The sequence below is a fragment of the Streptomyces sp. NPDC052682 genome, assembly GCF_040678435.1.
Classification (GTDB): domain Bacteria; phylum Actinomycetota; class Actinomycetes; order Streptomycetales; family Streptomycetaceae; genus Streptomyces.
This window is the reverse complement of sequence record NZ_JBFATS010000012.1, coordinates 173,387-194,612: the sequence shown is the minus strand read 5'-3', so window position 1 is coordinate 194,612 and position 21,226 is coordinate 173,387. Positions and strand designations below refer to the sequence as shown.

The following is a 21,226-nucleotide window of genomic DNA, read 5'->3' as shown; positions in this document are numbered from 1 at the left end:
TCATCCCACCCGCTCGCGACGGCCGAGGAGGCCCTGCGGCCGGACGAGCAGCACCACGATGAGGACCAGCAGCGCCCAGGCGTACTGCAGGTCGACCGGGAACCACAGGGTGGACATCTGGGCGACGATGCCGATGACGAGGCTCCCGGCCATCGCGCCGTACGCGGATCCGAGGCCGCCCAGGATGATCCCCGCGAACATGAGGAGCAGCAGTCTGAATCCCATGTCCCAGGTGATGACCTCGACCAGGCCGAAGAAGATTCCGCCGAGGGCGGCCAGGGCGCCCCCGGCCATCCAGACGATGCTCACCACCCGCCGCACATCGATGCCGGACGCCTCGGCCAGGTCCCGGTTGGCGGCGACCGCCCGGACGGCGGTGCCGATCCGGGTCCGCTGCAGCAGGGCGGCGAGGCCGAGCAGTACCAGCACCGACAGCAGGGTGACCGTGAGATCGCGCGGGGTGATGCCGACCGGTCCCAGGTCGATGGCGCTTTGGATGTCGTACTGCGCGTAGGAGGCCGGACGGTTTCCGTACAGCACGAGCACGACGTGGCGCAGCAGCAGCGACAGGCCGATGGTGACGATGAACATGTTGATCAGCCCGGTGCCCCGGGCGCGCAGGGGCCGCCAGACACCGCGGTCCGTGGCCCAGCCCACCAGGGCCCCGAAGACGACGGCGGCGAGGGCGGCGGGGATCAGGTGCCAGCCGGGGCCGGCAGCTGAGACGTTGAGGAAGAACGCGACCGTGGCACCGATGGTGACGAACTCGCCGTGCGCGAAGTTGATCAGGTGGATGGTGCCGAAGATCAGCGAGAGTCCCACCGCGGTGATCGCGATGATGACGCCGAACTGCACCCCGTCGATGAACGCCTGCAGCGCGCGTGCCCCGAAGCCGGGGCCGTGGCGGCCCTCCTCGCCCTGCGCCCGTGCGGCGACCGCGCACAGCACCACGAGGAGCAGGCCGAGCGCCGGAACGAGAACCCACCGCCCACGCATCACGAGCCCGATATGTTTGATACGTCCGGACTGTCTGTGTAAACAGTCTAGGGCGGGACGGACACCCAGGGCCCCTTCCCGAGGGGGCGGCCGGGTGCCCGCCGCTGGCCACGGCGCTGAGCGGCACGGAAGGCTAGCGCGTGCCCCGTTCCGCGAACGTCGCGACGGCGTCCACGTTGTCCTTGGTGACGAAGGCCGGTCCGGTGAGCACCGGGGCGGTGCCGCCGCCGCTGACGTTGCCGTTCGTCCGGTACAGCCACAGTGAGTCCACGGCGAGGTAGCCCTGGAGGAACGGCTGCTGGTCGACGGCGAACTCCACGCTGCCGTCCTGCACCGCCTTGACCAGGTCCTTGTTCAGGTCGAAGGTCGCCACCTTCGCCTTGCTGCCCGCGTCCTTCACCGACTGCACGGCCGTCAGCGCGAACGGGGCGCCCAGCGTGACCACCTGGTCGACGGAGGGGTCCTTCTGCAGCTTGGCGGTGAGCGTGGACTTCACGGACGGCATGTCGGTGCCGTTGACGTAGAGGGTCTCGGTCTCGCCCTTGAAGCCCTTCTTCAGGCCGGCGCACCGGGCTTCCAGCGCCACCTGCCCCTGCTCCTGGATGACACAGACGGCGTGCTTGGCGCCGAGCCGGCCGAGCCGCTCACCGAAGGCCTGGCCGGCGATGTTCTCGTCCTGCCCGAAGTACTCGAGCATGCCGAGCTTCTTCCAGTCGTCCACGCCGGAGTTGAAGCCGACGACGGGGATGCCGGCCGCCCGCGCCTTGGCCACCACGTCCTTCATCGCGTCCGGCTTGGCGGCCGTCAGCGCGATGCCGTCGACCTTCTGGTCGATGGCGTTCTGCACCAGGTTGGCCTGGTTGCCGGCCACCGGGTCGCTGGAGTAGACGAGCTTGACGTTGTCCTTCGCGGCGGCGGCCTGGGCGCCCTTGCGGATCAGGTCCCAGAAGGTGTCACCGGGGGCCGCGTGCGTGACCATGGCGACGGTCATCCGGGGCGTGTTCGCCCTGCCCGCGGCGGCCTGGGGCCCGCCTTCCTCGGACTTCTTGCCGCCGGAGCCGCTGGAGCAGGCGGTCATGAGCAGGGCCGCGGCGAGGGCGGTGGCGGTCAGCGCGGCGGCTCGATGGTGTCTGTGCATGTCCCTTGCACCTCTGTGCTGGTCGGGGCGGGATTCGGGTGGCGTGGGGGGGACGGCTGCCGGTCGGCGTTCCGGACATGCCGAGCGGGGGCCGTGGGGCCCGAGGGGGCGGGGGATGAGCGGCGGCGTCCCGGTGTGGGGCCGACTAGAGCGCTTTATTAGCGCGCTCTAGTGGGAGGTACTATGCGGCCGCCCGCAGGGGTTGTCAACAGCTTTGTCAGGACGTCTCAACAAAGCGGGCCGTGACGGTGCCCGGGCCGTCGATCGGCCGGGCGCCCCACCGCCGGGCGCGGTACCGCCCGGCCATCCGGCACACCGCGTAGATCGTGAACGAGATGGTCGTCACGTACGGGCTGATGGGGATGCTGCTGCCCAGCGCGAGCAGGATGCCCCCCTCGATCGAGGCGACGGCGAACAGCACGCTGAGCGCGGGCAGCAGCACCGGCGAGGCGGTGATCCGGGCGGCGGCCGCGGCAGGCGTGACGACGAGGGTGAGGACCAGCAGCGCGCCGACCACCTGCACGGACAGGGCGACCGCGAGCCCCAGCACGAGCATGAACGCCAGGGACAGCGCCCGCACCGGCACCCCGCGCGCCCGGGCGACGTCCGGGTCGGCGCTGGCGAAGGTCAGCGGGCGCCACATCACCGCCAGCGCGACGAGCACCAGCGCGGCAGTGCCGAGCAGCCAGGACATCTGCGGGGTGTCCACGGCGACGATCTGACCGGTGAGCAGCCCGAACTTGTTGGCCGCGCGCCCCTTGTACAGGGCGAGGAAGAGCACCCCGAGGCCCAGGCCGAACGGCATGATGATGCCGATCACCGAGTTGCGGTCCCGGGCGCGGGTGCCGAGCACGCCGATGGCGCCGGCCGCGAGCAGCGAGCCGGCGATCGAGCCCGCCACGATGTTCGCCCCGAGCAGCAGCGCCGCCGACGCGCCCGCGAAGGACAGTTCGCTGATGCCGTGCACCGCGAACGGCAGGTCCCGCATGAGGACGAACACCCCGGCGAGCCCGCCCACGAGGCCGAGCGCGACCCCGGCGACCAGGGAGTTGCGGACCAGGGCCAGCAGTTCGCCGTAGTGGTCGAAGGTGAAGATCTGCTGCCAGACCCCGTCGGCGAGCGTCATGGGGCGACTCCGTCGGTCTCGTGCGCGGTGTGCGGGTGGTGCGGTGGCGTGGCGGTGTCGTCGGGGGCTCCGGCGACCACGATCCGGCCGCGTACGCGGACCACGTCGACCTGGGTGCCGTACAGCCGCGACAGCGACTCGGAGGTCAGTACCTCGTCCGGGGTGCCGGTCCGGTGCCCGCCGGGCGCCAGGTACAGGACCCGGTCCACCAGCCCCAGCACGGGATTGATCTCGTGCGTCACGAACACCACCGCCGTGCCGTGCGCGCGGCGCCGGGCGTCGATGAGTTCGGTGACGGCCCGCTGGTGGTGCAGGTCGAGGGAGAGCAGCGGCTCGTCGCACAGCAGGATGCGCGGGTCGGTGGCCAGCGCCTGGGCGATGCGCACCCGCTGGCGTTCGCCGCCGGAGAGCATGCCGAGGGGGGCGTCGGCGTACGCGGTGGCTCCGACCGCCGCCAGGAGGTCGTCCACCCGGCGGCGCGTGGCGCCGGGGCGGCGCGGCGGCCCGAAGCGGTGCCCGTCGATCCCGAGGCGCACCAGGTCACGCGCGCGCAGCAGGGCCTGCGCGGACAGCGCCGCCTGCTGCGGGATGTAGCCGATGTGCCGGCCGGCCTCGCGGGCGGGCCGGCCGAGGACGGTCAACGTGCCCGCAGACAGCGGCCGTTGCCCGAGCAGGGCGCGGACGAAGCTGGTCTTGCCCGCGCCGTTCGGGCCGAGCACGGCGAGGAACTCCCCGGGCCGCACGTCCAGGTCCAGGCCGCTCCACACCGTGCGCTCACCGTAGGACAGGGCCGCCCCGCGCAGGCTGATCACCGCCGGACCGGCATCGGCCCGGCGGGGCGGCGGTACGGGGGTCACGTCCGGGAGCCTCACGTGTGCAGCGCGCGGGCGAGCGCGTCCAGGTTGGCCGTCATCCAGCCGAGGTAGTCCTTGCCCTTCGGCAGCGTCTCGGTCACGGGCACGACGGGGATGCCGGCCGCCTTCGCCGCCTGTTCGGCCCTCTGCGTCTGCGGGCCGGAGGTCTGCTCGTTGCAGACCAGCGCCTTGACCCGCTTGCCGCCGAACAGCGCCAGGGTCTGCTGGAGGACCCGGGGGGAGACGTCGTCGCCCTCCTCGATGGCCTCGCTGAACTGAGCAGGGGTGCGGTTGACCAGCCCGCTCGCCTCGATCATGTACAGCGGCACCGGCTCGGTGATGGCCACCGCCTCACCACCGTGCTCCTTCCTGATCCGTGCCTCCTTCGCCTCCAGCGCGGTGAGCCGCGCCTTGAAGGCGGTGGCGTTCTTCCGGAACGTCGTCGCGTCCGCGCCGTCGACCCTGGCGAGCGCGTCGGCGACCCGGTCGGCGATCTTGGCCACGGTGGGGAAGTCGTACCAGACGTGCTCGTTGAGCTCGCCGCCCTCGGGGGCCCTCTTCCCGGACACCTTGACGGCGTTGACGACCTCGGCGGAGCCGTTGTGGCCGCTGGAGAGCATCCGGTCGACGAAGTCGTCGTAACCGCCGCCGTTCTCGACGACGACCTTGGCCTTGGACAGCGCCAGCTGGTTCTGGGCGTCGGCCTCGTAGGAGTGCGGGTCCTGGTCCGGGTCGCTGATGATCGAGGTGACGTCCACCTTCGCGCCGCCTATCCGCCGCACGATGTCGCCGTACACGTTGGTGGAGGCGACCACCGCGATCCTGGCCGAACCGGCCGGTGCCGGCGTGGGACGGGCTGCGTCCGACGAGCCGCAGCCCGTGAGCAGGGCCAGGCAGGCGCCGGCGAGCAGCGCCGGACGCCAGGACGGGGACAGGGACATGGGTCCTCCAGGACGGTGGTGCACACGGGTGCCGGTCGGCCCTCACGCTAGTTGGCAATGATTGTCAACAGCGCGATCAGGCCGAACTCATGTGAAAACCATTGCCAACTATTGGCGATGTGCTGGACTGTCCGTCCAGCGCTGGACGTGTAGTCTGGGAAGCCAGGTGAGGAAGGGGGCCGATGGTGGCCGAAGGAAGCGTGGACGCCGAGCGGGACGCGATCCTCCGTGCGCTGGCGCCGGTCGTCGACGGCCTCGCGGCGACCTTCGGGCCGGTGTGCGAGGCGGTGCTGCACGACTACCGGACCCCGGAGAAGTCGGTGGTCGCCGTCGCCGGGTCGGTGACCGGACGGGCCGTGGGCGGAGCGATGAGCGAGATCGGGATGCGCGTCCTCGCCCGCGGCGACGAGGCGGCCGACGAGCTGAACTACCTGACCCGTACCCGCGACGGAACCCTGGTGAAGTCGTCCACGATGGTGCTGCGGGACTCCACGGGGGCCGTGTTCGGCGCCCTGTGCGTCAACGTGGACGTCACCGCCGTCGAGAGGGTGCACAGCCTGCTCGGCGCGCTCGCCGGACGCGACGGCCACCCGGCCGACCTGCCGACCACCACCTTCGGCAACGACATCGACTCGGTCGTCGACGCCCTTGTCGACACCCACCGGCACAAGAGCTGGGCCGAACTCGACCGCGCGGAGCGCCTGGCGCTGTTCCGGGACCTCGATGCGCGCGGCGTGTTCGCCGTACGGCGGGCGATCGAGCAGGTCGCCGCCCGGCTCGGCATCTCACGCGCGTCCGCCTACCACTACCTCGCGCAGGCCCGCGCCGCGACCGACCCGACCATCCCCTCCGGAGGACAAGCGTGACGACCACCACCCCGCCGGTCACCCTCGACGACGTCCGCGGCGCCGCCGCGCGGATCAAGGGCGTCGCCCACCGCACCCCGGTGCTGCGTTCCCGCACCCTGGACGCCCTCGTCGGCGCCGAGGTCTTCCTCAAGTGCGAGAACTTCCAGCGCGTGGGCGCCTTCAAGTTCCGCGGCGCCTACAACGCCGCCTCCCGTCTCACCCCCGGGCAACTGGCCCGGGGCATCGCCGCGTACTCCTCCGGCAACCATGCCCAGGCCGTCGCACTGGCCGCCCGCGAACTCGGCACCACCGCGGTGATCGTCATGCCCGAGGACACCCCGCCGTCCAAGCGGGCGGCCACCGAGGGATACGGCGCCGAGATCGTCACCTACGACCGCTACACCGGTGACCGCCACGCCATCGGCACGGCCCTGGCCGCCGAACGGGGCATGACCCTCATCCCGCCCTACGAACACCCGCACGTCATCGCCGGACAGGGCACCGCGGCACTCGAACTCCTCGAGGAGACCGGCGAACTGGACGCGCTGCTCACCCCCGTCGGCGGCGGCGGGCTCATCGCCGGCAGCGCCACCGCCGCCAAGGGCCTGCACCCCGGGATACGGGTGATCGGCGTCGAGCCGGAGGCCGGGGACGACACCAAGCGGTCCCTCGAAGCGGGCCGGCGGGTCGGCATCCCCGTCCCGCGCACCATCGCCGACGGCCAGGCCATCGACATCCCCGGGGAGCTGACCTTCTCCGTCAACCAGCGGCTGCTCGACGGGATCGTGCTGGTCGGCGACGACGAGATCCGGGACGCGATGCGGTTCGCCTTCGAACGCCTGAAGATCGTCGTCGAGCCGAGCGGCGCGTCCCCGCTGGCCGCGCTGCTCACCGGCCGCGTCGGCCCCCTCCCGCGCCGGGTCGGCGTGATCATCTCCGGCGGCAACATCGACGCCGAGCGTTTCGCCCGGCTCTGCGGACCCGGCCCTGCCTGAATGGCGGCGCCGGTGCGGCCGACGGACGATGGAACCTGAGCGGGGCGCGGCCCCCGCCGGGCCGCTCGCGCCAGACGGAGACCCGCCCCGGCCGTGGCAGACGGTCGGAAAGGAGGAGCGTCATGCTCGAGGTCAAGACGCTCGACAAGCCGGACGAGCGGCGCGATTTCCCCCGGGGACACCTGGAAGCGGTCCACATGACGGGCCTGGACTTCGCGGTGGCCACGTTCGAGCCGGGCTGGCGCTGGTCGGAGTCCGTGAAGCAGATCGCGGGAACGGACAGCTGCCAGGTCCACCACAACGGCTACATCGTCCAGGGGCGGCTGCGCATCCGCATGGACGACGGCGCCGAGGGCGAGGTGGGACCCGGTGACGTCTTCGTGTGCCCGCCGGGACACGACGCCTGGGTGGTGGGTGACGAACCCGTGATCACGTACGACTTCGCCGGGCAGATGGCCCAGCAGTACGCGAAGGCGGACTGACCCCGCGCCTGACTGACCCCGCACCTGCTGAGGCACACCGGTAGCAGCCAGGTCCGGGACGATGTTTCACGTGGAACACTGGGTAGTCATCCGGTTACCAGGATGACCTCCAAAGTGCGCGGTCCGTGCACTCCCTCCACCCGGTTCAGCTCGATGTCGCTGGTCGCCGACGGGCCGGAGATCCAGGTCAGCGGGCGGGCCGGGTCGAGGCGTGCCAGGGCCTGGGGGACGGACGAGACGACCTGCTCGGGGACGCGGACGACGCAGATGTGGTGGTCGGGCACGAGCGTGATCCTTCGCCTGCCCTGGTCGGGAGAACCGTCCAGCACGATCGTGCCGGTCTCGGCGATGGCCACCGCGCATCCCGTCAGCACGCTGTCGACCCGGTCCAGCTCGTACGGAGTGCTCTCGGCCCGGTCCGGCACCTGCTCGGCATCGGCCGCTGCCAGCCAGGCCGGATCCAGACCGGGCGGCACCACCACCGTCCTCGCGCCCCGGTCGTCGAGCAGCCGGGCGATCAAGGAGGCGAGTCCGGCATCGGCGCACCGGTGGACGACCGCCCGGTAGTCCGCCAGGTTCTCGGCGAGCAGCTCGACACTCTCCTCGGCCGTCCGCTCACCGTGCTCCCGCAGATAGTCGCGGGGAACGGCCTGTTCGTAGGGCGTGCCGCCGTCCCGGGGGACGTCCGCGAGGGCACGCCGTACCCGGCCCAGGATCCGTTCCCGGCTGCTCGTCCGCCCGGTCACCTGACGCCGTCCTTTCCGCCGCGCGTGCGCTGCCACCAGTCCCGGAACGGCTCCGCCGGCACCTCCGGCAGATCCCGGCTCCCGCTCCATGCCCGGCCCGGGCCCGGCAGCGTACGCGGATGGAAGCGGCGGGTCCGGGACGCCAGCCGCTGCCCGGTGCGCAGCGCGCCCGGGTGCGCGAGCGCCCAGCGGGCCGCCCGCATGGCCGCCCGCTCGGCGGCGTGCCCCTTCGCGGGTCGCAGTACCACCTTGTTGCCCTCCCGGGTGACCTGCCCGCCCTCCACGATCCGCTCCCGCAGGTGCACCAGCACCTCGGGGATGTCGATGGCGACCGGGCACACCTCGTAGCAGGCCCCGCACAGTGACGAGGCGTACGGCAGGGAGGCGTCGATCTCGCTTGCCGTGCCCCGCAGTTGGGGGCTGAGGATGGCCCCGATGGGACCCGGGTAGACCGAGCCGTACGCATGGCCGCCCGCCCGCTCGTAGACCGGGCAGACGTTCAGGCACGCGGAACAGCGGATGCAGCGCAGAGCCTGGCGGCCGACCTCGTCGGCGAGGGTGTCGGTACGGCCGTTGTCGAGCAGCACCAGGTGGAAGCTGCGCGGTCCGTCCTCGTCCGTGGTGCCGGTCCATGTCGAGGTGTACGGGTTCATGCGCTCGGCGGTGGAGGAACGGGGGAGGGTCTGGAGGAACACCTCCAGGTCCTGCCAGGTCGGCACGATCTTCTCGATGCCGACGACGGAGATGAGCGTCTCGGGCAGGGTCAGGCACATCCGCCCGTTGCCCTCGGACTCCACCACCACCAGCGTGCCGGTCTCGGCGACCATGAAGTTGGCGCCGGAGATGCCGACCTTGGCGCGCAGGAACTTCTCCCGCAGGTGCAGACGGGCGGCCTCGGCCAGCTCGGCCGGGGTGTCGGTGAGACCTTCCGGCGCGGGGCGGCCCCACCGGCTCATCTCGCGGGTGAAGATGTCCCGGATCTCGCCGCGGTTGCGGTGGATCGCCGGGACGAGGATGTGCGAGGGCCGGTCCCTGCCCAACTGCACGATCAGTTCGGCGAGGTCGGTCTCGTAGGCGCGGATGCCCGCCGCTTCGAGCGCCTCGTTGAGGCCGATCTCCTGCGTGGCCATCGACTTGACCTTGACGACCTCCGACTCGCCGGTCGTCTTCACGAGCTGGGTGACGATCTCGTTGGCCTCGTCCGCGTCGGCGGCCCAGTGGACGGTGCCGCCCGCCGCCGTCACGGCCTCCTCCAGCTGCACCAGGTACCGGTCGAGATGGCGCAGCGTGTGGTCCTTGATCCGCTTGCCCGCCTCCCGCAGCGCCGCCCAGTCGGAGACCTCGGCGACGGCCTTGGCCCGCTTGGCGCGGATGGTGTGGGTGGCGTGCCGCAGGTTGCCCCGCAGGGTCCGGTCCCGCACCGCCTCGCGCGCGGCCTGGGGGAACGCAGGGGGAAACGCGGGCATCCCGACGAACGTGCCACTCATACGGCCGGCTCCTCCTCTGTGCTCGCCAGGATCTCCGCGAGGTGCACCGGCCGCATGCCGGTGCGCAGCCGGGCCATCGTGCCGCCGAGGTGCATCAGACACGAGTTGTCGGCCGCGCACAGCACCTGCGCGCCCGTCGACTCGGCGTTGCGCACCTTGTCCGCGCCCATCGCCGCCGAGACGTCGGCGTTCTTCAGCGCGAAGGTGCCGCCGAAGCCGCAGCACTCCTCCGCGCCCGGCAGCTCGACCAGCTCCAGCCCCTTCACGGCCTGGAGCAGGCGCCGGGGCCGGTCGCCCAGGCCCAGTCCGCGCAGCCCGTGGCAGGTCGGGTGGTACGTCACCTTGTGCGGGTAGTACGCCCCGACATCCGTCACGCCCAGCACGTCCACCAGGAACTCGGTCAGCTCGTACGTCTTCGGCACCACCGGCGCCAGCGCGGCCGCGAGCGTGTCCCCGCGGCCCTCGGCCCGGGCCCGCTCACCCATGCGCGGATACAGCTCCCGCACCATCGCCCCGCACGACCCGGACGGCGTCACGATCGCCTCGTACTCCGCGAAGACCTCGCAGAAGTGCCGGGCCAGCGGCTCCGCCTCGTGCCGGTACCCGGTGTTGTAGTGGGCCTGTCCGCAGCAGGTCTGCGCCATCGGGAAGTCGACCTCGACCCCCAGTCTGGTCAGCAGTTTCACCACGGCGCGCCCGGTGTCCGGATAGAGCGTGTCGTTGACACAGGTCAGGAACAGGGCGACACGCATCGCGGCTCCTTGGGGTTGATCTTCGGATGAGAAGCGTAGTCAGGTGCGCGGGCCCGGGGGAGGCCCCCGCCGGTACCCGCAGCACCGGGCACCACCGGCTGGGGAGTCTCCGCCGGGCACGGCTCGAAAGTCCTCGTCAGCCTCCGGTGAGCCGGGCCTGCGCGGCGGTCCACCGCTGCGTTCCGCCGCGCGGCTCGTACCGCGTGAGCGGCTGCGTACGGGTGAGCAGTGCCCGCATGCCCGGCAGGTCGCCGACCAGCCCGTCCGCCCGGGCCTGCACCAGGACGTTGCCCAGGGCCGCCGCCTCCGTCGGCCCCGCCACCACCGGCAGCCCGCAGGCGTCGGCGGTCAGCTGGCACAGCAGGGCGTTGAGCGTACCGCCCCCGACGATGTGCACCACGTCGACCGGATGGTCCGCGAGCCGCTGCGCGTCCTGTACCGCCCTGCGGTGGGCGAGGGCCAGGGAGTCGAGGATGCAGCGGGTGATCTCGGCGCGCGTGCCGGGCACCGGCTGCCCCGAGACGCGGCAGGCCTCGGCGATCCGCTCCGGCATCCGCCCGGGCGCCAGGAACGCGGGGTCCCCGGCGTCGATCACCGACCGCAGCGCCGGCACCTTGGCGGCCTCCCGCAGCAGCGCGCCCAGGTCGGGCTCGCCCCACGCCCGTACGCACTCCTGGAGCAGCCACAGCCCCATGATGTTGCGCAGGTAGCGGACCGTGCCGTCCAGGCCGAGCTCGTTGGTGAAGTTCGCCGCCCGGCTCTCCTCGGTGAGCACCGGCGCGCTCAGCTCCAGGCCGGCCAGTGACCAGGTGCCGGTGCAGATGTAGGCGAACCGCTCCCCGGTCGCCGGGACCGCGGCCACGGCCGAGGCGGTGTCGTGCGAGCCGACCGTGGTCACCGGCACGGGACCGGTCAGCCCGGTCTCCTCCAGCACCTCCCCTCGCAGCACGCCCGCCGGATCACCGGGCTGCCGCAGTGGCGCGAACAGCCCGAGATCGATGCCGAGCCGCTCGGCGACCTCGTACGCCCACTGCCGGGTGCGCGGGTCGATCAGCTGGGTGGTCGAGGCGTTGGTCAGCTCGGTGCCCTGCTCGCCCGTCAGCCAGTACGCCATCAGGTCCGGCATCAGCAACAGCCGCCTGGCCTGCGCGAACTGGGCGGTGGAGCGGGCGGCGGCCAGCTGGTACAGCGTGTTGAACGGCGCGTACTGCAGCCCGGTCGCCGCGTACAGCTCCTCGGCGGGCACCGTCGCCCACACCTTCTGCGCGATCCCGTCCGTACGGTTGTCGCGGTAGTGCACGGGGTTGCCCAGCAGGGCCCCGTCGGCATCGAGCAGGCCGTAGTCGACGGCCCAGCTGTCGATGCCGACGGAGTCCACCTGCCCCGCCGCCTTCAGGCCCTTGAGCACCCCCGCGTACAGCGCGAGGACGTCCCACCGCAGCCCCTCGGGCGTGCGCACGGGACGGTTGGGGAAGCGGTGGACCTCGGTCAGCTCCACGTGGTCGGGGCCGACGCGGCCGGTCATCACGCGCCCGCTGGACGCGCCCAGATCGACCGCGGCGTACGACCGCCCGGACGCCCTTGCCCCGGAGGACGCCCCCGCCGCCACCGCCGTCATCGCAGGAACGCGGCGGCGACGCCGGCGTCGACGGGGATGTGCAGCCCGGTCGTGTGGGTGAGGTCCCCGCCGGTCAGCGCGAACACGGCGTTCGCCACGTGCTCCGGCAGCACCTCGCGCTTGAGCAGGGTCCGCTGCGCGTAGAACTCGCCGAGCTTCTCCTCCGGCACCCCGTACACCGCCGCCCGCTGGGCACCCCAGCCGCCGGCGAAGATCCCCGACCCGCGCACCACGCCGTCGGGATTGACACCGTTGACGCGGATCCCGTGCTCGCCCAGCTCGGCGGCCAGCAGCCGCACCTGGTGCGCCTGGTCGGCCTTGGCGGCCGAGTAGGCGATGTTGTTCGGTCCGGCGAAGACCGCGTTCTTCGAGGCGATGTACACGATGTCGCCCCCCAGCCCCTGGGCGATCATCACCCGGGCCGCCTCCCGGGACACCAGGAAGGAACCGCGGGCCATGATGTCGTGCTGGAGGTCCCAGTCCTTGGCGGTGGTCTCCAGCAGCGGCTTGGAAATGGAGATCCCGGCGTTGTTGACGACGAGATCCACCCCGCCGAAGGCCAGTACGGCCGCCCGGAACGCCTCGGCGATCTGCTCCTCGCTCGTCACGTCGACGGTGACGGCGACGGCCTTGTCCGGCCCGCCCAGTTCCTCGGCGACCGCGGCGGCGTTCTCCCCGTTCAGATCCGCCACGACCACGCACGCGCCCTCGGCGACCAGCCGGTGCGCGATCGCCTTGCCGATCCCGCTGCCCGCCCCGGTCACCAGCGCGACCCGGGTCGCCAGCGGCTTCGGCTTCGGCATCCGCTGCAGCTTGGCCTCCTCCAGCGCCCAGTACTCGATGCGGAACTTCTCCGACTCCTCGATCGGCGCGTACGTGGAGACGGCCTCCGCCCCGCGCATCACATGGATGGCGTTGACGTAGAACTCGCCGGCCACCCGGGCGGTCTGCTTGTCCTTGCCGAAGCTGAACATGCCGACCCCGGGCACGAGCACGATCGCCGGGTCCGCGCCGCGCATCGCGGGGGAGTGGGGCTCGGCGTGCCGCCGGTAGTAGGCGGCGTACTCCTCGCGGTAGGCGGCGTGCAGCTCCCTCAGCCGGGCGATCGTCTCGTCCAGCGGGGCGGTCGGCGGCACGTCCAGCACGAGCGGCCGCACCTTGGTGCGCAGGAAGTGGTCCGGGCACGAGGTGCCCAGCGCCGCCAGCCGCGGGTGCTCGGCCCGCGCGAGGAAGTCGAGCACCACCTCGGAGTCGTCGAAGTGCCCGACCTGTGGCTTGTCCTGCGAGGCGACGGCCCGCACATACGGCGCCAGCGCCGCGGCCCGCTCCCGCCGCTCCGTCTCGGGCAGCGCCTGGTACCCCTCGATCACCGGCCCGAACGGCTCGGCCCTGCCGCGCTCGGCGAGGAACTGCTCGGCGGTGCGGATGATGTGCAGCGAGTTCCGCTCGCACTCCTGCGAGGTGTCCCCCCACGCGGTGATGCCGTGTCCGCCGAGGATGCACCCGATGGCCTGCGGGTTGGCCTCCTTCACGGCGGCGATGTCCAGCCCCAGCTGGAAACCGGGCCGCCGCCACGGCACCCACACCACCGTGTCGCCGAAGCACTCGGCGGTCAGCTTCTCCCCGTCGGCGGCACAGGCCAGCGCGATGCCCGAGTCCGGGTGCAGGTGGTCCACGTGCTTGGCCTCGACGAGCCCGTGCATCGCGGTGTCGATGGAGGGCGCGGCACCGCCCTTGCCGTGCAGGCAGTAGTCGAACGCGGCGACCATCTCGTCCTCGCGCTCGACCCCCGGGTACACGTCGACGAGCGAGCGCAGCCGGTCCAGCCGCAGCACGGCCAGCCCGGCCTCGGTGAGCGTCCCGAGATCCCCGCCGGACCCCTTGACCCACATCAGCTCGACGTCCCCGCCGGTCACGGGGTCGGTGCCGGTGCCCTTCGCGGACGCGTTGCCGCCGGCGTAGTTGGTGTTGCGGGGATCGGAGCCGAGCCGGTGAGAACGAGCCAGGAGAGCGTCGGCTTCGGGATGGGTTGTCATGTCTGTTCAGTCCTTCTATGGGGAGGGTGCGGGGAGCGCCCCTTCAGGGGCGCGCGGAACTGCGCGACCAGTCACATACGGCCCGCAGTCCGAAGACGACAGAACCCGGCAGGCGCTTACGCCCCCCACCCGGCCTGCTGCCCACCGACCCGCTCGGCCACGATCTTCTCGGCCCACCCGGACCGGCGATACGCGGCAATGGGATCGGCATCCAGCCCCATCTCTTCCCGCACCTCGGCCAGCAACGGCCGCACATCCGTGTTGAACGCGTCCATCAGCACGGCATTGGCCCCGAGCACGTCACCGGCAGCCTGTGCCTCGGCCAGCGCAGCCCGGTCGACCAGCAGCGCCTTCGCCGTGGCCTCCTGCACGTTCATCACCGAGCGGATGATCGCCGGGATCTTCGCCTCGATGTTGTGGCACTGGTCGAGCATGAAGGCGACCTCGGGCGAGAGCCCCCCGCCCCGCACCACCTCGTACATGATCCGGAACAGCTGGAAGGGGTCGGCCGCCCCCACCATGAGGTCGTCGTCCGCGTAGAACCGCGAGTTGAAGTCGAACCCGCCGAGTTTGCCCTCCCGCAGCAGGGTCGCCACGATGAACTCGATGTTGGTGCCGGGCGCGTGGTGCCCGGTGTCGACGACGACCTGCGCCTTGGGGCCGAGCTTGAGGCAGTGCGCGTACGCCGTGCCCCAGTCCGGCACGTCGGTCGTGTAGAAGGCGGGCTCGAACAGCTTGTACTCCAGCAGCATCCGCTGCCCCTCACCGAGCCGCTCGTACACCTTCGCCAGGCCCTCGGCGAGCCGGTCCTGGCGGGCCCGGATGTCGTCCTGCCCGGGGTAGTTCGTGCCGTCGGCGAACCACAGCTTCAGATCCCTCGACCCGGTCGCGTCCATGATGTCGACGCACTCGAGCAGATGGTCCACGGCCTTCCTGCGCACGGCCGCGTCCGGGTGGCAGATGCTGCCCAGCTTGTAGTCGTCGTCCTGGAAGGTGTTGGAGTTGATCGCGCCCAGCCTCAGACCGCGCTCCTCGGCGTGCTTGGCGAGCGCCGCGTAGTCGTCGACCTTGTCCCACGGGATGTGCAGGGCGACCGTCGGGGCCACCCCGGTGACCGCGTGCACCTGCGCCGCGTCGTCCAGCTTCTCGTACGGATCGCGCGGTACGCCCGCTTGCGCGAACACCTTGAAGCGCGTGCCCGAGTTCCCGTACGCCCACGACGGCGTCTCGACGGCCTGGGTCTTGAGAGCGGCCTTCGCCGCGGCGAGCTCGGTCACGTCAGGCTCCTGTGACTTCGGGTCGTGAGACCACTGAGTGAAACGATTCAGAAGGGGAAGCTATGGGGCGCCAGGAGGGGTGTCAACCCCTCGCGCGCACCGCGTTCTGCGTGACCAGGGCGTGACCTTCCGGTCTCGAAATTTTTTCGATCGGGACCCATTGACGTGACATGCGAACCGCGCCTAACGTCCCGGCAACCCAGTTGAAACCTTTCACGACGCCGAAAGGGCCGTCCCGCCGGCGTCGTCGAGGAGCCCCCATGACCCACCCGTCCACCACGGGTCCGGCCCCGGTTCTGGCGCTGCAGGACGTCTCCAAGTCCTTCGGCGCGGTCCGCGCCCTGCGGGACGTCTCCCTGGAGCTGTTCCCCGGGGAGGTGCATGCCCTCGCCGGTGAGAACGGAGCCGGCAAGTCGACCCTGATCAAGACACTCGCCGGAGTGCACCGGCCGGACGCCGGCCAGGTGCTGCTCGACGGGAAGCCCGTCGTCTTCCACGGCCCCGGTGACGCCCGCGACGCCGGGATCGCCGTGATCTACCAGGAGCCCACGCTCTTCCCCGACCTGTCGATCGCCGAGAACATCTTCATGGGCCGCCAGCCGCGCCGCGCCCTCGGCCGGATCGACCACAAGGCCACGCACGCCGCGACCGCGGCGCTGATGCGGCGCCTCGGCGTCGCGCTCGACCCCGACCGCCCGGCGCGCGGCCTGTCCATCGCCGACCAGCAGATCGTCGAGATCGCCAAGGCCCTCTCCTTCGACGCCCGCGTCCTGATCATGGACGAGCCGACCGCCGCCCTGACCGGCAGCGAGGTCGCCCGCCTCTTCGGCGTGGTGCGCACGCTGCGCGAGCAGGGCGCCGCCGTGCTGTTCATCTCCCACCGGCTGGAGGAGATCTTCGAGATCTGCCAGCGGGTCACGACCCTGCGCGACGGCGCGTGGATCGCCAGCGAACCGCTGGCGGGCATGACCGAGGACGACCTGGTGCGCCGCATGGTCGGCCGCGACCTCGACGAGCTCTACCCCAAGCAGGACGTCAAGCCGGGCGAGGTCGCCCTGAGCGTGCGCCGGCTGACCCGCGAGGGCGTCTTCACCGACGTCTCCTTCGAGGTGCGGCGCGGCGAGATCGTCGGCCTCGCCGGGCTCGTCGGCGCCGGGCGCACCGAGGTCGCCCGGGCCGTCTTCGGCATCGACCGCTGGGACGCCGGCGAGGTCAGCGTCGACGGCAGGCCGCTCGTCAACGGCGCCCCCTCCACCGCGATGGCCGCCGGGCTCGCCCTCGTCCCCGAGGACCGGCGCGCCCAGGGTCTGGTGATGGACATGTCCATCGAGCGGAACATCGGCCTCACGGGTCTGCGTACGACCGTGAAGGCCGGCCTGATGGACCGCCGCGCCGAGCGCAGCCGCTCCTTCGACTGGGCGGTCAGGCTGCAGGTGAAGTACGCCCGGCTCGCCGACGCCGTCTCCACGCTGTCCGGCGGCAACCAGCAGAAGGTCGTCCTGGCCAAGTGGCTCGCCACCGACCCCAAGGTGCTGATCGTCGACGAGCCCACCCGGGGCATCGACGTCGGCACCAAGGCCGAGGTGCACCGGCTGCTGTCCGAGCTGGCCGCCGACGGCGTCGCCGTTTTGATGATCTCCTCCGACCTGCCCGAGATCCTCGGCATGGCCGACCGCGTGCTGGTGATGCACGAGGGCCGCCTCACCGCCGAGATCCCGCGCTCCGAAGCCACCGAGGAAACCGTGATGGCCGCAGCCACCGGGAGGGCCGCCGCATGAGCCCGCACCCGCATCTGGGAGGGCCTGCTGCACGAGCCCGCAGCCGGCTTCTGGCCGGGCCCGCTGTACAAGCCCCGCAGACCGTTTCCGGGCAGGCCGTCGCGCGAGCCGGTGTTCTGCACGGGGAGGGCCGTCGCATCAGTCCGCAGACCGTTTCCGGGCGGGTCGTCGCGCGAGCCGGTGTTCTGCACGGGGAGGGCCGTCGCATCAGCCCGCAGACCGCTGCCGGGCAGGGCCGTCGCACGAGCCCGTGTTCCGCACCGGGGAGGGCCGTCGCATCAGCCCGCGAACCGCTTTCGGCAGGGCCGCCGCACCACCCGCAGACCGCTGCAGGGAGGGCTGCCGCATCAGCCCGCGTTCCGCACCGGGAGGGCTGCCGCACCAGTCCGCAGACCGCTTCCAGGAGGGCCGTCGCATGAGCCCGAGAACCGCACCGGGAAGGGCCGTCGCATGAGCCCTGAAACCGCACAAGGGAGGGCCGCCGCATGACGGTGACCACTCCCGACGAGACACCCGTCGCCGAGGTGCCTCGGTCCAGCGGCACCCGCCTGGTCGACCGCGTCTTCAGGATGCGCGAACTCGCCATCGGCGTCGTCTTCCTGGTGATGATCGCCGTCACCCAGGCCGGCAACAGCGAGTTCCTGTCCGAGCAGGGCATCAAGGACCTGCTGCTGAACGCCACCATCCTGGTCCTGGTCGCCACCGGCCAGTCCCTGGTGGTCATCACCCGCAACGTCGATCTGTCGGTCGGCTCCACCCTCGGCATCAGCGCCTTCGCCGCCGGTACGTATCTCCAGGGCGGCGGCAACCCCGTGGCGGCCGTCCTGCTGGCGGTCGTGATGGGCGTCGGCTTCGGGCTGCTCAACGGCCTGCTCGTCAGCCTCGGTCAGGTGCCCGCACTCGTCGTCACCCTCGGCACGCTCTACATCATCCGCGGCATCGACTCCATCTGGGTCGGCTCCCGCCAGATCACCGCGGCCGACCTGCCCGGCGGCTTCGTCGACTTCGGCTCCGGCGGCGTCTCGGCGGTGCCGTACCTGGCGCTGATCGCGCTGGTCGTGCTGGTGGCGACCGCGTACTGCCTGAAGCACTTCGGCAGCGGACGCGAGCTGTACGCGCTCGGCTCCAACCCGGAGGCCGCCCGCCTCGCCGGCATCCCGGTCAGGAAGCGGATCCTCGCCGCGTACACCGTCTGCGGCGCGCTGGCCGGACTCGCGGGCGCCCTGTACCTGGCCCGGTTCGGCAACGTCGACTCCGGCACCGGCACCGGCTACGAACTGACCGTCGTCAGCGCGGTCGTGGTCGGCGGCGTCGTCTTCACCGGCGGCTCCGGCAGCGTCTACGGCGCGGCCCTCGGCGCGCTGCTGCTGACCTCCATCAACAGCGTGCTGCCCGCCCTCGGGGTCAGCTCCGTCTGGGTGCTCGCCATCAACGGCGTCCTGCTCATCCTCGCCATCGCGGTCGACCGGATCGTCGCGCTGCGCGTGGCCTCCGCCCTGAAGAGAACGGCCCTGAAGAAGACGACCGTGAAGAAGTCGGCCCCGCACGAGAGGAACGCCCACCATGCCTGACTCCCTCTCGCGCGCGATCCGCTGGGACACGGTGGTAGGCGCCCTGCTCGTCGTGATCCTGCTGTTCTCCTTCGGCTTCGTGGACGGCTTCGGCAACGCGCTGAACCTGTCGTTCCTGATCGGCAACACCCTGCCGATCGCGCTGATCGCGCTGCCCATGACCCTGCTGGTCGTCGCCGGCGAGATCGACCTCTCCGTCGCCTCCACGGCCGGTCTGTCCGGCGCCGTGATGGGCGCCCTGTGGAACCAGGGCATGGCGATCGAGACGATCATCCCGGTCTGCCTGCTGCTGGGCGTGGTCTGCGGGCTGCTCAACGGCCTGCTCGTGACCCGGCTCGGGCTGCCGTCCCTGGCCGTCACCATCGGCACGCTCGCCGCCTACCGGGGCATTGCGCAGATCGTGCTCGGCTCCGACGCGGTGACCGACTTCCCCGCGCAGTACCTGGACTTCGCGGCCGGACGCATCGGCGGCACCTTCGTCCCGTACGCCTTCCTGCCCTTCCTGGTCCTGCTCGCCCTCGCCGTGATCACGCTGCACGCCACCCCCTTCGGGCGGTCGCTGTTCGCGATCGGCGCGAGCGAGGAGGCGGCCCGGTTCGCCGGGATCCGCGTCAGGCGGCAGAAGCTGATCCTGTTCACGGTGACCGGCCTGATGGCCTCCCTCACCGGCGTCTTCTGGGCCCTGCACTACGCCAGCGCCCGCTACGACAACGCCACCGGGCTGGAACTGTCGGTCGTCGCCGCCGTGCTGCTCGGCGGGATCGACTTCGACGGCGGCAAGGGCACCCTCGGCGGCGCCGTCGCCGGGGTGTTCCTGCTCGGGGCGCTGCAGAACGTGATGAGCCTGCAGGACGTCTCCGCGCAGTCGCAGATCGTCGTCACCGGTGTGCTGCTCGTCCTGTCGGTGCTCGGCCCCCGGGTCGCACGCCAGATCTCCGTCGCGAGGGCCGGCCGGAGAGCCGCCTCAGCGCCGGTGTCCAAGGCGCCCACTGCCGCCCCGTAGCTCTGCGGGCGCCCGCACGAACCGGCTGCCCCGTAGGTCTGCGAACGCCCGCACGAACCGGCTGCCCCGTAGGTCTGCGGGCGCCCGCGGAAAACCTCGTCATCCCCACCCCCGTAAGGAAGATCCCTCATGCGCAAGTCATCCCTCCGCCGTGCCTGCGCGGCCCTGGCCGCCACCACCTCCCTCGCCCTGGCCCTGACCGCCTGCGGCGGCACCACCAAGAAGGACGTGCAGAGCGAGGGCGGCTCGGCCGCCGCGGCCGGCAAGGCGAACCCGAACGCCGAGCTGAAGAAGGGCCTGACCGTCGGCTTCCTGCCCAAGCAGGTCAACAACCCCTACTTCACCAGCGCCGACAAGGGCGGCGAGAAGGCCCTGGCCGAGCTGGGCTCGACGTACAAGGAGGTCGGCCCGTCCAGCGCCACCGACACCTCCGGCCAGGTCTCCTACGTCAACACCCTCACCCAGCAGCAGGTCGACGCGATGGCGGTGTCCGCCCAGGACCCGGGCGCCCTGTGCACCGCGCTGAAGCAGGCCATGAAGAACGGCATCAAGGTCGTCACCTACGACTCGGACACCAACCCCGAGTGCCGCAACGCCTTCGTCTCGCAGGCCTCCGCCGAGGACCTGGGCCGTACCGAGGTGCAGCTGCTCGCCCAGCAGATCGGCTACAAGGGCGAGATCGCGATCCTGTCCGCCGCGCAGACCGCGACGAACCAGAACACCTGGATCGGCTTCATGAAGGACGAACTCAACAAGCCCCAGTACAAGAACGTGAAGCTGGTGAAGGTCGCGTACGGCAACGACGACGCCCAGCAGTCCTTCCAGCAGACCCAGGGCCTGCTCCAGGAGTACCCGAACCTGAAGGGGATCATCTCCCCGACCACGGTCGGCATCAAGGCCGCCGCCCAGTACCTGTCGGGCTCGAAGTACAAGGGCAAGGTCAAGCTGACCGGCCTCGGCACCCCCAACGACATGCGCAAGTACGTCAAGAACGGCACAGTCGAGGCGTTCGAGCTGTGGGACCCGGCCAAGCTCGGCGAGCTGGCCGCCCGCACCGCCGTCGCCCTGGCCTCCGGGCAGATCACCGGCAAGGAGGGCGAGACGTTCAAGGCCGGTGCCATGGGCGCGTACACCATCGGCAAGGACGGCGTGATCAGCCTCGGCAAGCCGACCGTGTTCGACGCGAAGAACATCGACCAGTTCGACTTCTAGAAGCCGGAGGGTCGTTGATGAAGCGCGTGTGCTTCCTGCTGAAGGTCCGGGCGGACCGCCTCGACGAGTACCGCGAGCGGCACGCCGCCGTGTGGCCGGAGATGCTCGAGGCGCTCCGGCAGACCGGCTGGCGCAACTACTCGCTCTTCCTGCGCGACGACGGCCTGCTGGTCGGCTACCTGGAGACCGAGGACTTCGAGGCCGCGAAGGCCGGCATGGAGGCCACCGAGGTCAACGCCCGCTGGCAGAAGGAGATGGCGCCGTTCTTCGAGTCGCTGGACGGCGCCCGGCCCGACGAGGCCATGCAGCCCCTCACCGAGGTCTTCCACCTCGACTAGCTCGCCCGTGTTGTGTCTCACCCGTGTT

At 71.5% G+C, this 21,226-nt stretch carries 19 protein-coding genes; 8 read left to right on the top strand and 11 right to left on the bottom strand.

What is annotated here, in order from left to right; genetic code table 11:
• From AB0K80_RS20885 to AB0K80_RS20865, 5 genes are all read right to left on the bottom strand, one after another.
• Entirely contained in the window at window positions 1–996 is a 996-nt protein-coding gene (locus AB0K80_RS20885; protein ID WP_365671715.1) for a branched-chain amino acid ABC transporter permease, read from the bottom strand.
• A 133-nt stretch (window positions 997–1,129) separates the two neighbouring features.
• A complete protein-coding gene (locus tag AB0K80_RS20880; protein WP_365671713.1) occupies window positions 1,130–2,134 on the bottom strand; it encodes a sugar ABC transporter substrate-binding protein in 1,005 nt (334 codons plus the stop codon).
• Between the two features lie 217 nt (window positions 2,135–2,351).
• A complete protein-coding gene (locus AB0K80_RS20875; RefSeq protein WP_365671711.1) occupies window positions 2,352–3,260 on the bottom strand; it encodes a metal ABC transporter permease in 909 nt (302 codons plus the stop codon).
• Entirely contained in the window at window positions 3,257–4,072 is an 816-nt protein-coding gene (locus AB0K80_RS20870) for an ABC transporter ATP-binding protein (RefSeq protein WP_365671862.1), read from the bottom strand. The genes AB0K80_RS20875 and AB0K80_RS20870 overlap by 4 nt, the downstream gene beginning before the upstream one ends.
• 56 nt (window positions 4,073–4,128) lie before the next feature.
• Window positions 4,129–5,055: a zinc ABC transporter substrate-binding protein gene (locus AB0K80_RS20865; RefSeq protein ID WP_365671709.1), complete on the bottom strand. Its 927-nt coding sequence runs from the start codon at window positions 5,053–5,055 to the stop codon at window positions 4,129–4,131.
• A gap of 182 nt (window positions 5,056–5,237) precedes the next feature.
• Between AB0K80_RS20865 and AB0K80_RS20860 the strand changes: the two genes are divergently transcribed.
• The 3 genes from AB0K80_RS20860 to AB0K80_RS20850 all read left to right on the top strand — a co-directional run bounded on the left by AB0K80_RS20860 (window position 5,238) and on the right by AB0K80_RS20850 (window position 7,380).
• Window positions 5,238–5,921 (top strand): PAS domain-containing protein, encoded by a 684-nt coding sequence (locus tag AB0K80_RS20860; RefSeq protein WP_365671708.1) that lies wholly within the window; start codon window positions 5,238–5,240, stop codon window positions 5,919–5,921.
• Window positions 5,918–6,898, top strand: a complete 981-nt coding sequence (locus AB0K80_RS20855) for a threo-3-hydroxy-L-aspartate ammonia-lyase (RefSeq protein WP_365671706.1) — start codon at window positions 5,918–5,920, stop codon at window positions 6,896–6,898. Before AB0K80_RS20860 ends, AB0K80_RS20855 begins: the two co-directional genes overlap by 4 nt.
• Before the next feature lie 122 nt (window positions 6,899–7,020).
• On the top strand, window positions 7,021–7,380 hold the full coding sequence (locus AB0K80_RS20850; protein ID WP_365671705.1) for a cupin domain-containing protein: 360 nt from the start codon (window positions 7,021–7,023) through the stop codon (window positions 7,378–7,380).
• A gap of 86 nt (window positions 7,381–7,466) precedes the next feature.
• Here AB0K80_RS20850 and AB0K80_RS20845 read toward each other — a convergent pair whose 3' ends face one another.
• From AB0K80_RS20845 to rhaI, 6 genes are all read right to left on the bottom strand, one after another.
• The gene (locus tag AB0K80_RS20845) at window positions 7,467–8,162 is read right to left on the bottom strand and encodes an LUD domain-containing protein (protein WP_365671703.1); all 696 of its coding nucleotides are present in this window, start codon (window positions 8,160–8,162) and stop codon (window positions 7,467–7,469) included.
• A complete protein-coding gene (locus AB0K80_RS20840; protein ID WP_365671701.1) occupies window positions 8,123–9,613 on the bottom strand; it encodes a LutB/LldF family L-lactate oxidation iron-sulfur protein in 1,491 nt (496 codons plus the stop codon). Before AB0K80_RS20840 ends, AB0K80_RS20845 begins: the two co-directional genes overlap by 40 nt.
• Window positions 9,610–10,365: a (Fe-S)-binding protein gene (locus tag AB0K80_RS20835; RefSeq protein ID WP_365671699.1), complete on the bottom strand. Its 756-nt coding sequence runs from the start codon at window positions 10,363–10,365 to the stop codon at window positions 9,610–9,612. Before AB0K80_RS20835 ends, AB0K80_RS20840 begins: the two co-directional genes overlap by 4 nt.
• Window positions 10,366–10,501: 136 nt before the next feature.
• Window positions 10,502–11,890, bottom strand: a complete 1,389-nt coding sequence (locus AB0K80_RS20830) for a rhamnulokinase family protein (RefSeq protein WP_365671698.1) — start codon at window positions 11,888–11,890, stop codon at window positions 10,502–10,504.
• An 89-nt stretch (window positions 11,891–11,979) separates the two neighbouring features.
• Complete coding sequence (locus AB0K80_RS20825) at window positions 11,980–14,019, bottom strand: bifunctional aldolase/short-chain dehydrogenase (protein ID WP_365671697.1); 2,040 nt, start codon at window positions 14,017–14,019, stop codon at window positions 11,980–11,982.
• Between the two features lie 116 nt (window positions 14,020–14,135).
• Complete coding sequence (rhaI, locus tag AB0K80_RS20820; RefSeq protein ID WP_365671696.1) at window positions 14,136–15,296, bottom strand: L-rhamnose isomerase; 1,161 nt, start codon at window positions 15,294–15,296, stop codon at window positions 14,136–14,138.
• A gap of 260 nt (window positions 15,297–15,556) precedes the next feature.
• Here rhaI and AB0K80_RS20815 point away from each other — a divergent pair, with 260 nt between their 5' ends.
• The 5 genes from AB0K80_RS20815 (at window position 15,557) to AB0K80_RS20795 (ending at window position 21,198) form a co-directional block, all read left to right on the top strand.
• Entirely contained in the window at window positions 15,557–17,074 is a 1,518-nt protein-coding gene (locus AB0K80_RS20815) for a sugar ABC transporter ATP-binding protein (protein ID WP_365671694.1), read from the top strand.
• Between the two features lie 485 nt (window positions 17,075–17,559).
• Complete coding sequence (locus AB0K80_RS20810; RefSeq protein ID WP_365671692.1) at window positions 17,560–18,645, top strand: ABC transporter permease; 1,086 nt, start codon at window positions 17,560–17,562, stop codon at window positions 18,643–18,645.
• Window positions 18,638–19,648: an ABC transporter permease gene (locus AB0K80_RS20805; protein ID WP_365671690.1), complete on the top strand. Its 1,011-nt coding sequence runs from the start codon at window positions 18,638–18,640 to the stop codon at window positions 19,646–19,648. The genes AB0K80_RS20810 and AB0K80_RS20805 overlap by 8 nt, the downstream gene beginning before the upstream one ends.
• A gap of 129 nt (window positions 19,649–19,777) precedes the next feature.
• Window positions 19,778–20,860 carry a rhamnose ABC transporter substrate-binding protein gene (gene rhaS, locus AB0K80_RS20800; protein WP_365671688.1) on the top strand — a complete coding sequence of 361 codons (1,083 nt, stop codon included), beginning with the start codon at window positions 19,778–19,780 and terminating at the stop codon, window positions 20,858–20,860.
• A 17-nt stretch (window positions 20,861–20,877) separates the two neighbouring features.
• Window positions 20,878–21,198 carry an L-rhamnose mutarotase gene (locus AB0K80_RS20795; RefSeq protein ID WP_365671685.1) on the top strand — a complete coding sequence of 107 codons (321 nt, stop codon included), beginning with the start codon at window positions 20,878–20,880 and terminating at the stop codon, window positions 21,196–21,198.
• Window positions 21,199–21,226 lie beyond the last annotated feature (28 nt).

Excerpts from the sequence above, each read along its gene's own strand:
- AB0K80_RS20840 (WP_365671701.1), bottom strand. The coding sequence starts at position 9,613 with ATGAGTGGCACGTTCGTCGGGATGCCCGCGTTTCCCCCTGCGTTCCCC.
- AB0K80_RS20795 (WP_365671685.1), top strand. The coding sequence starts at position 20,878 with ATGAAGCGCGTGTGCTTCCTGCTGAAGGTCCGGGCGGACCGCCTCGAC.
- AB0K80_RS20805 (WP_365671690.1), top strand. The coding sequence starts at position 18,638 with ATGCCTGACTCCCTCTCGCGCGCGATCCGCTGGGACACGGTGGTAGGC.
- AB0K80_RS20850 (WP_365671705.1), top strand. The coding sequence starts at position 7,021 with ATGCTCGAGGTCAAGACGCTCGACAAGCCGGACGAGCGGCGCGATTTC.
- AB0K80_RS20860 (WP_365671708.1), top strand. The coding sequence starts at position 5,238 with ATGGTGGCCGAAGGAAGCGTGGACGCCGAGCGGGACGCGATCCTCCGT.
- AB0K80_RS20825 (WP_365671697.1), bottom strand. The coding sequence starts at position 14,019 with ATGACAACCCATCCCGAAGCCGACGCTCTCCTGGCTCGTTCTCACCGG.
- rhaS (WP_365671688.1), top strand. The coding sequence starts at position 19,778 with ATGCGCAAGTCATCCCTCCGCCGTGCCTGCGCGGCCCTGGCCGCCACC.
- AB0K80_RS20880 (WP_365671713.1), bottom strand. The coding sequence starts at position 2,134 with ATGCACAGACACCATCGAGCCGCCGCGCTGACCGCCACCGCCCTCGCC.
- AB0K80_RS20815 (WP_365671694.1), top strand. The coding sequence starts at position 15,557 with ATGACCCACCCGTCCACCACGGGTCCGGCCCCGGTTCTGGCGCTGCAG.
- AB0K80_RS20830 (WP_365671698.1), bottom strand. The coding sequence starts at position 11,890 with ATGACCGGCCGCGTCGGCCCCGACCACGTGGAGCTGACCGAGGTCCAC.
- AB0K80_RS20810 (WP_365671692.1), top strand. The coding sequence starts at position 17,560 with ATGACGGTGACCACTCCCGACGAGACACCCGTCGCCGAGGTGCCTCGG.
- AB0K80_RS20885 (WP_365671715.1), bottom strand. The coding sequence starts at position 996 with ATGCGTGGGCGGTGGGTTCTCGTTCCGGCGCTCGGCCTGCTCCTCGTG.
- AB0K80_RS20835 (WP_365671699.1), bottom strand. The coding sequence starts at position 10,365 with ATGCGTGTCGCCCTGTTCCTGACCTGTGTCAACGACACGCTCTATCCG.
- AB0K80_RS20865 (WP_365671709.1), bottom strand. The coding sequence starts at position 5,055 with ATGTCCCTGTCCCCGTCCTGGCGTCCGGCGCTGCTCGCCGGCGCCTGC.
- AB0K80_RS20875 (WP_365671711.1), bottom strand. The coding sequence starts at position 3,260 with ATGACGCTCGCCGACGGGGTCTGGCAGCAGATCTTCACCTTCGACCAC.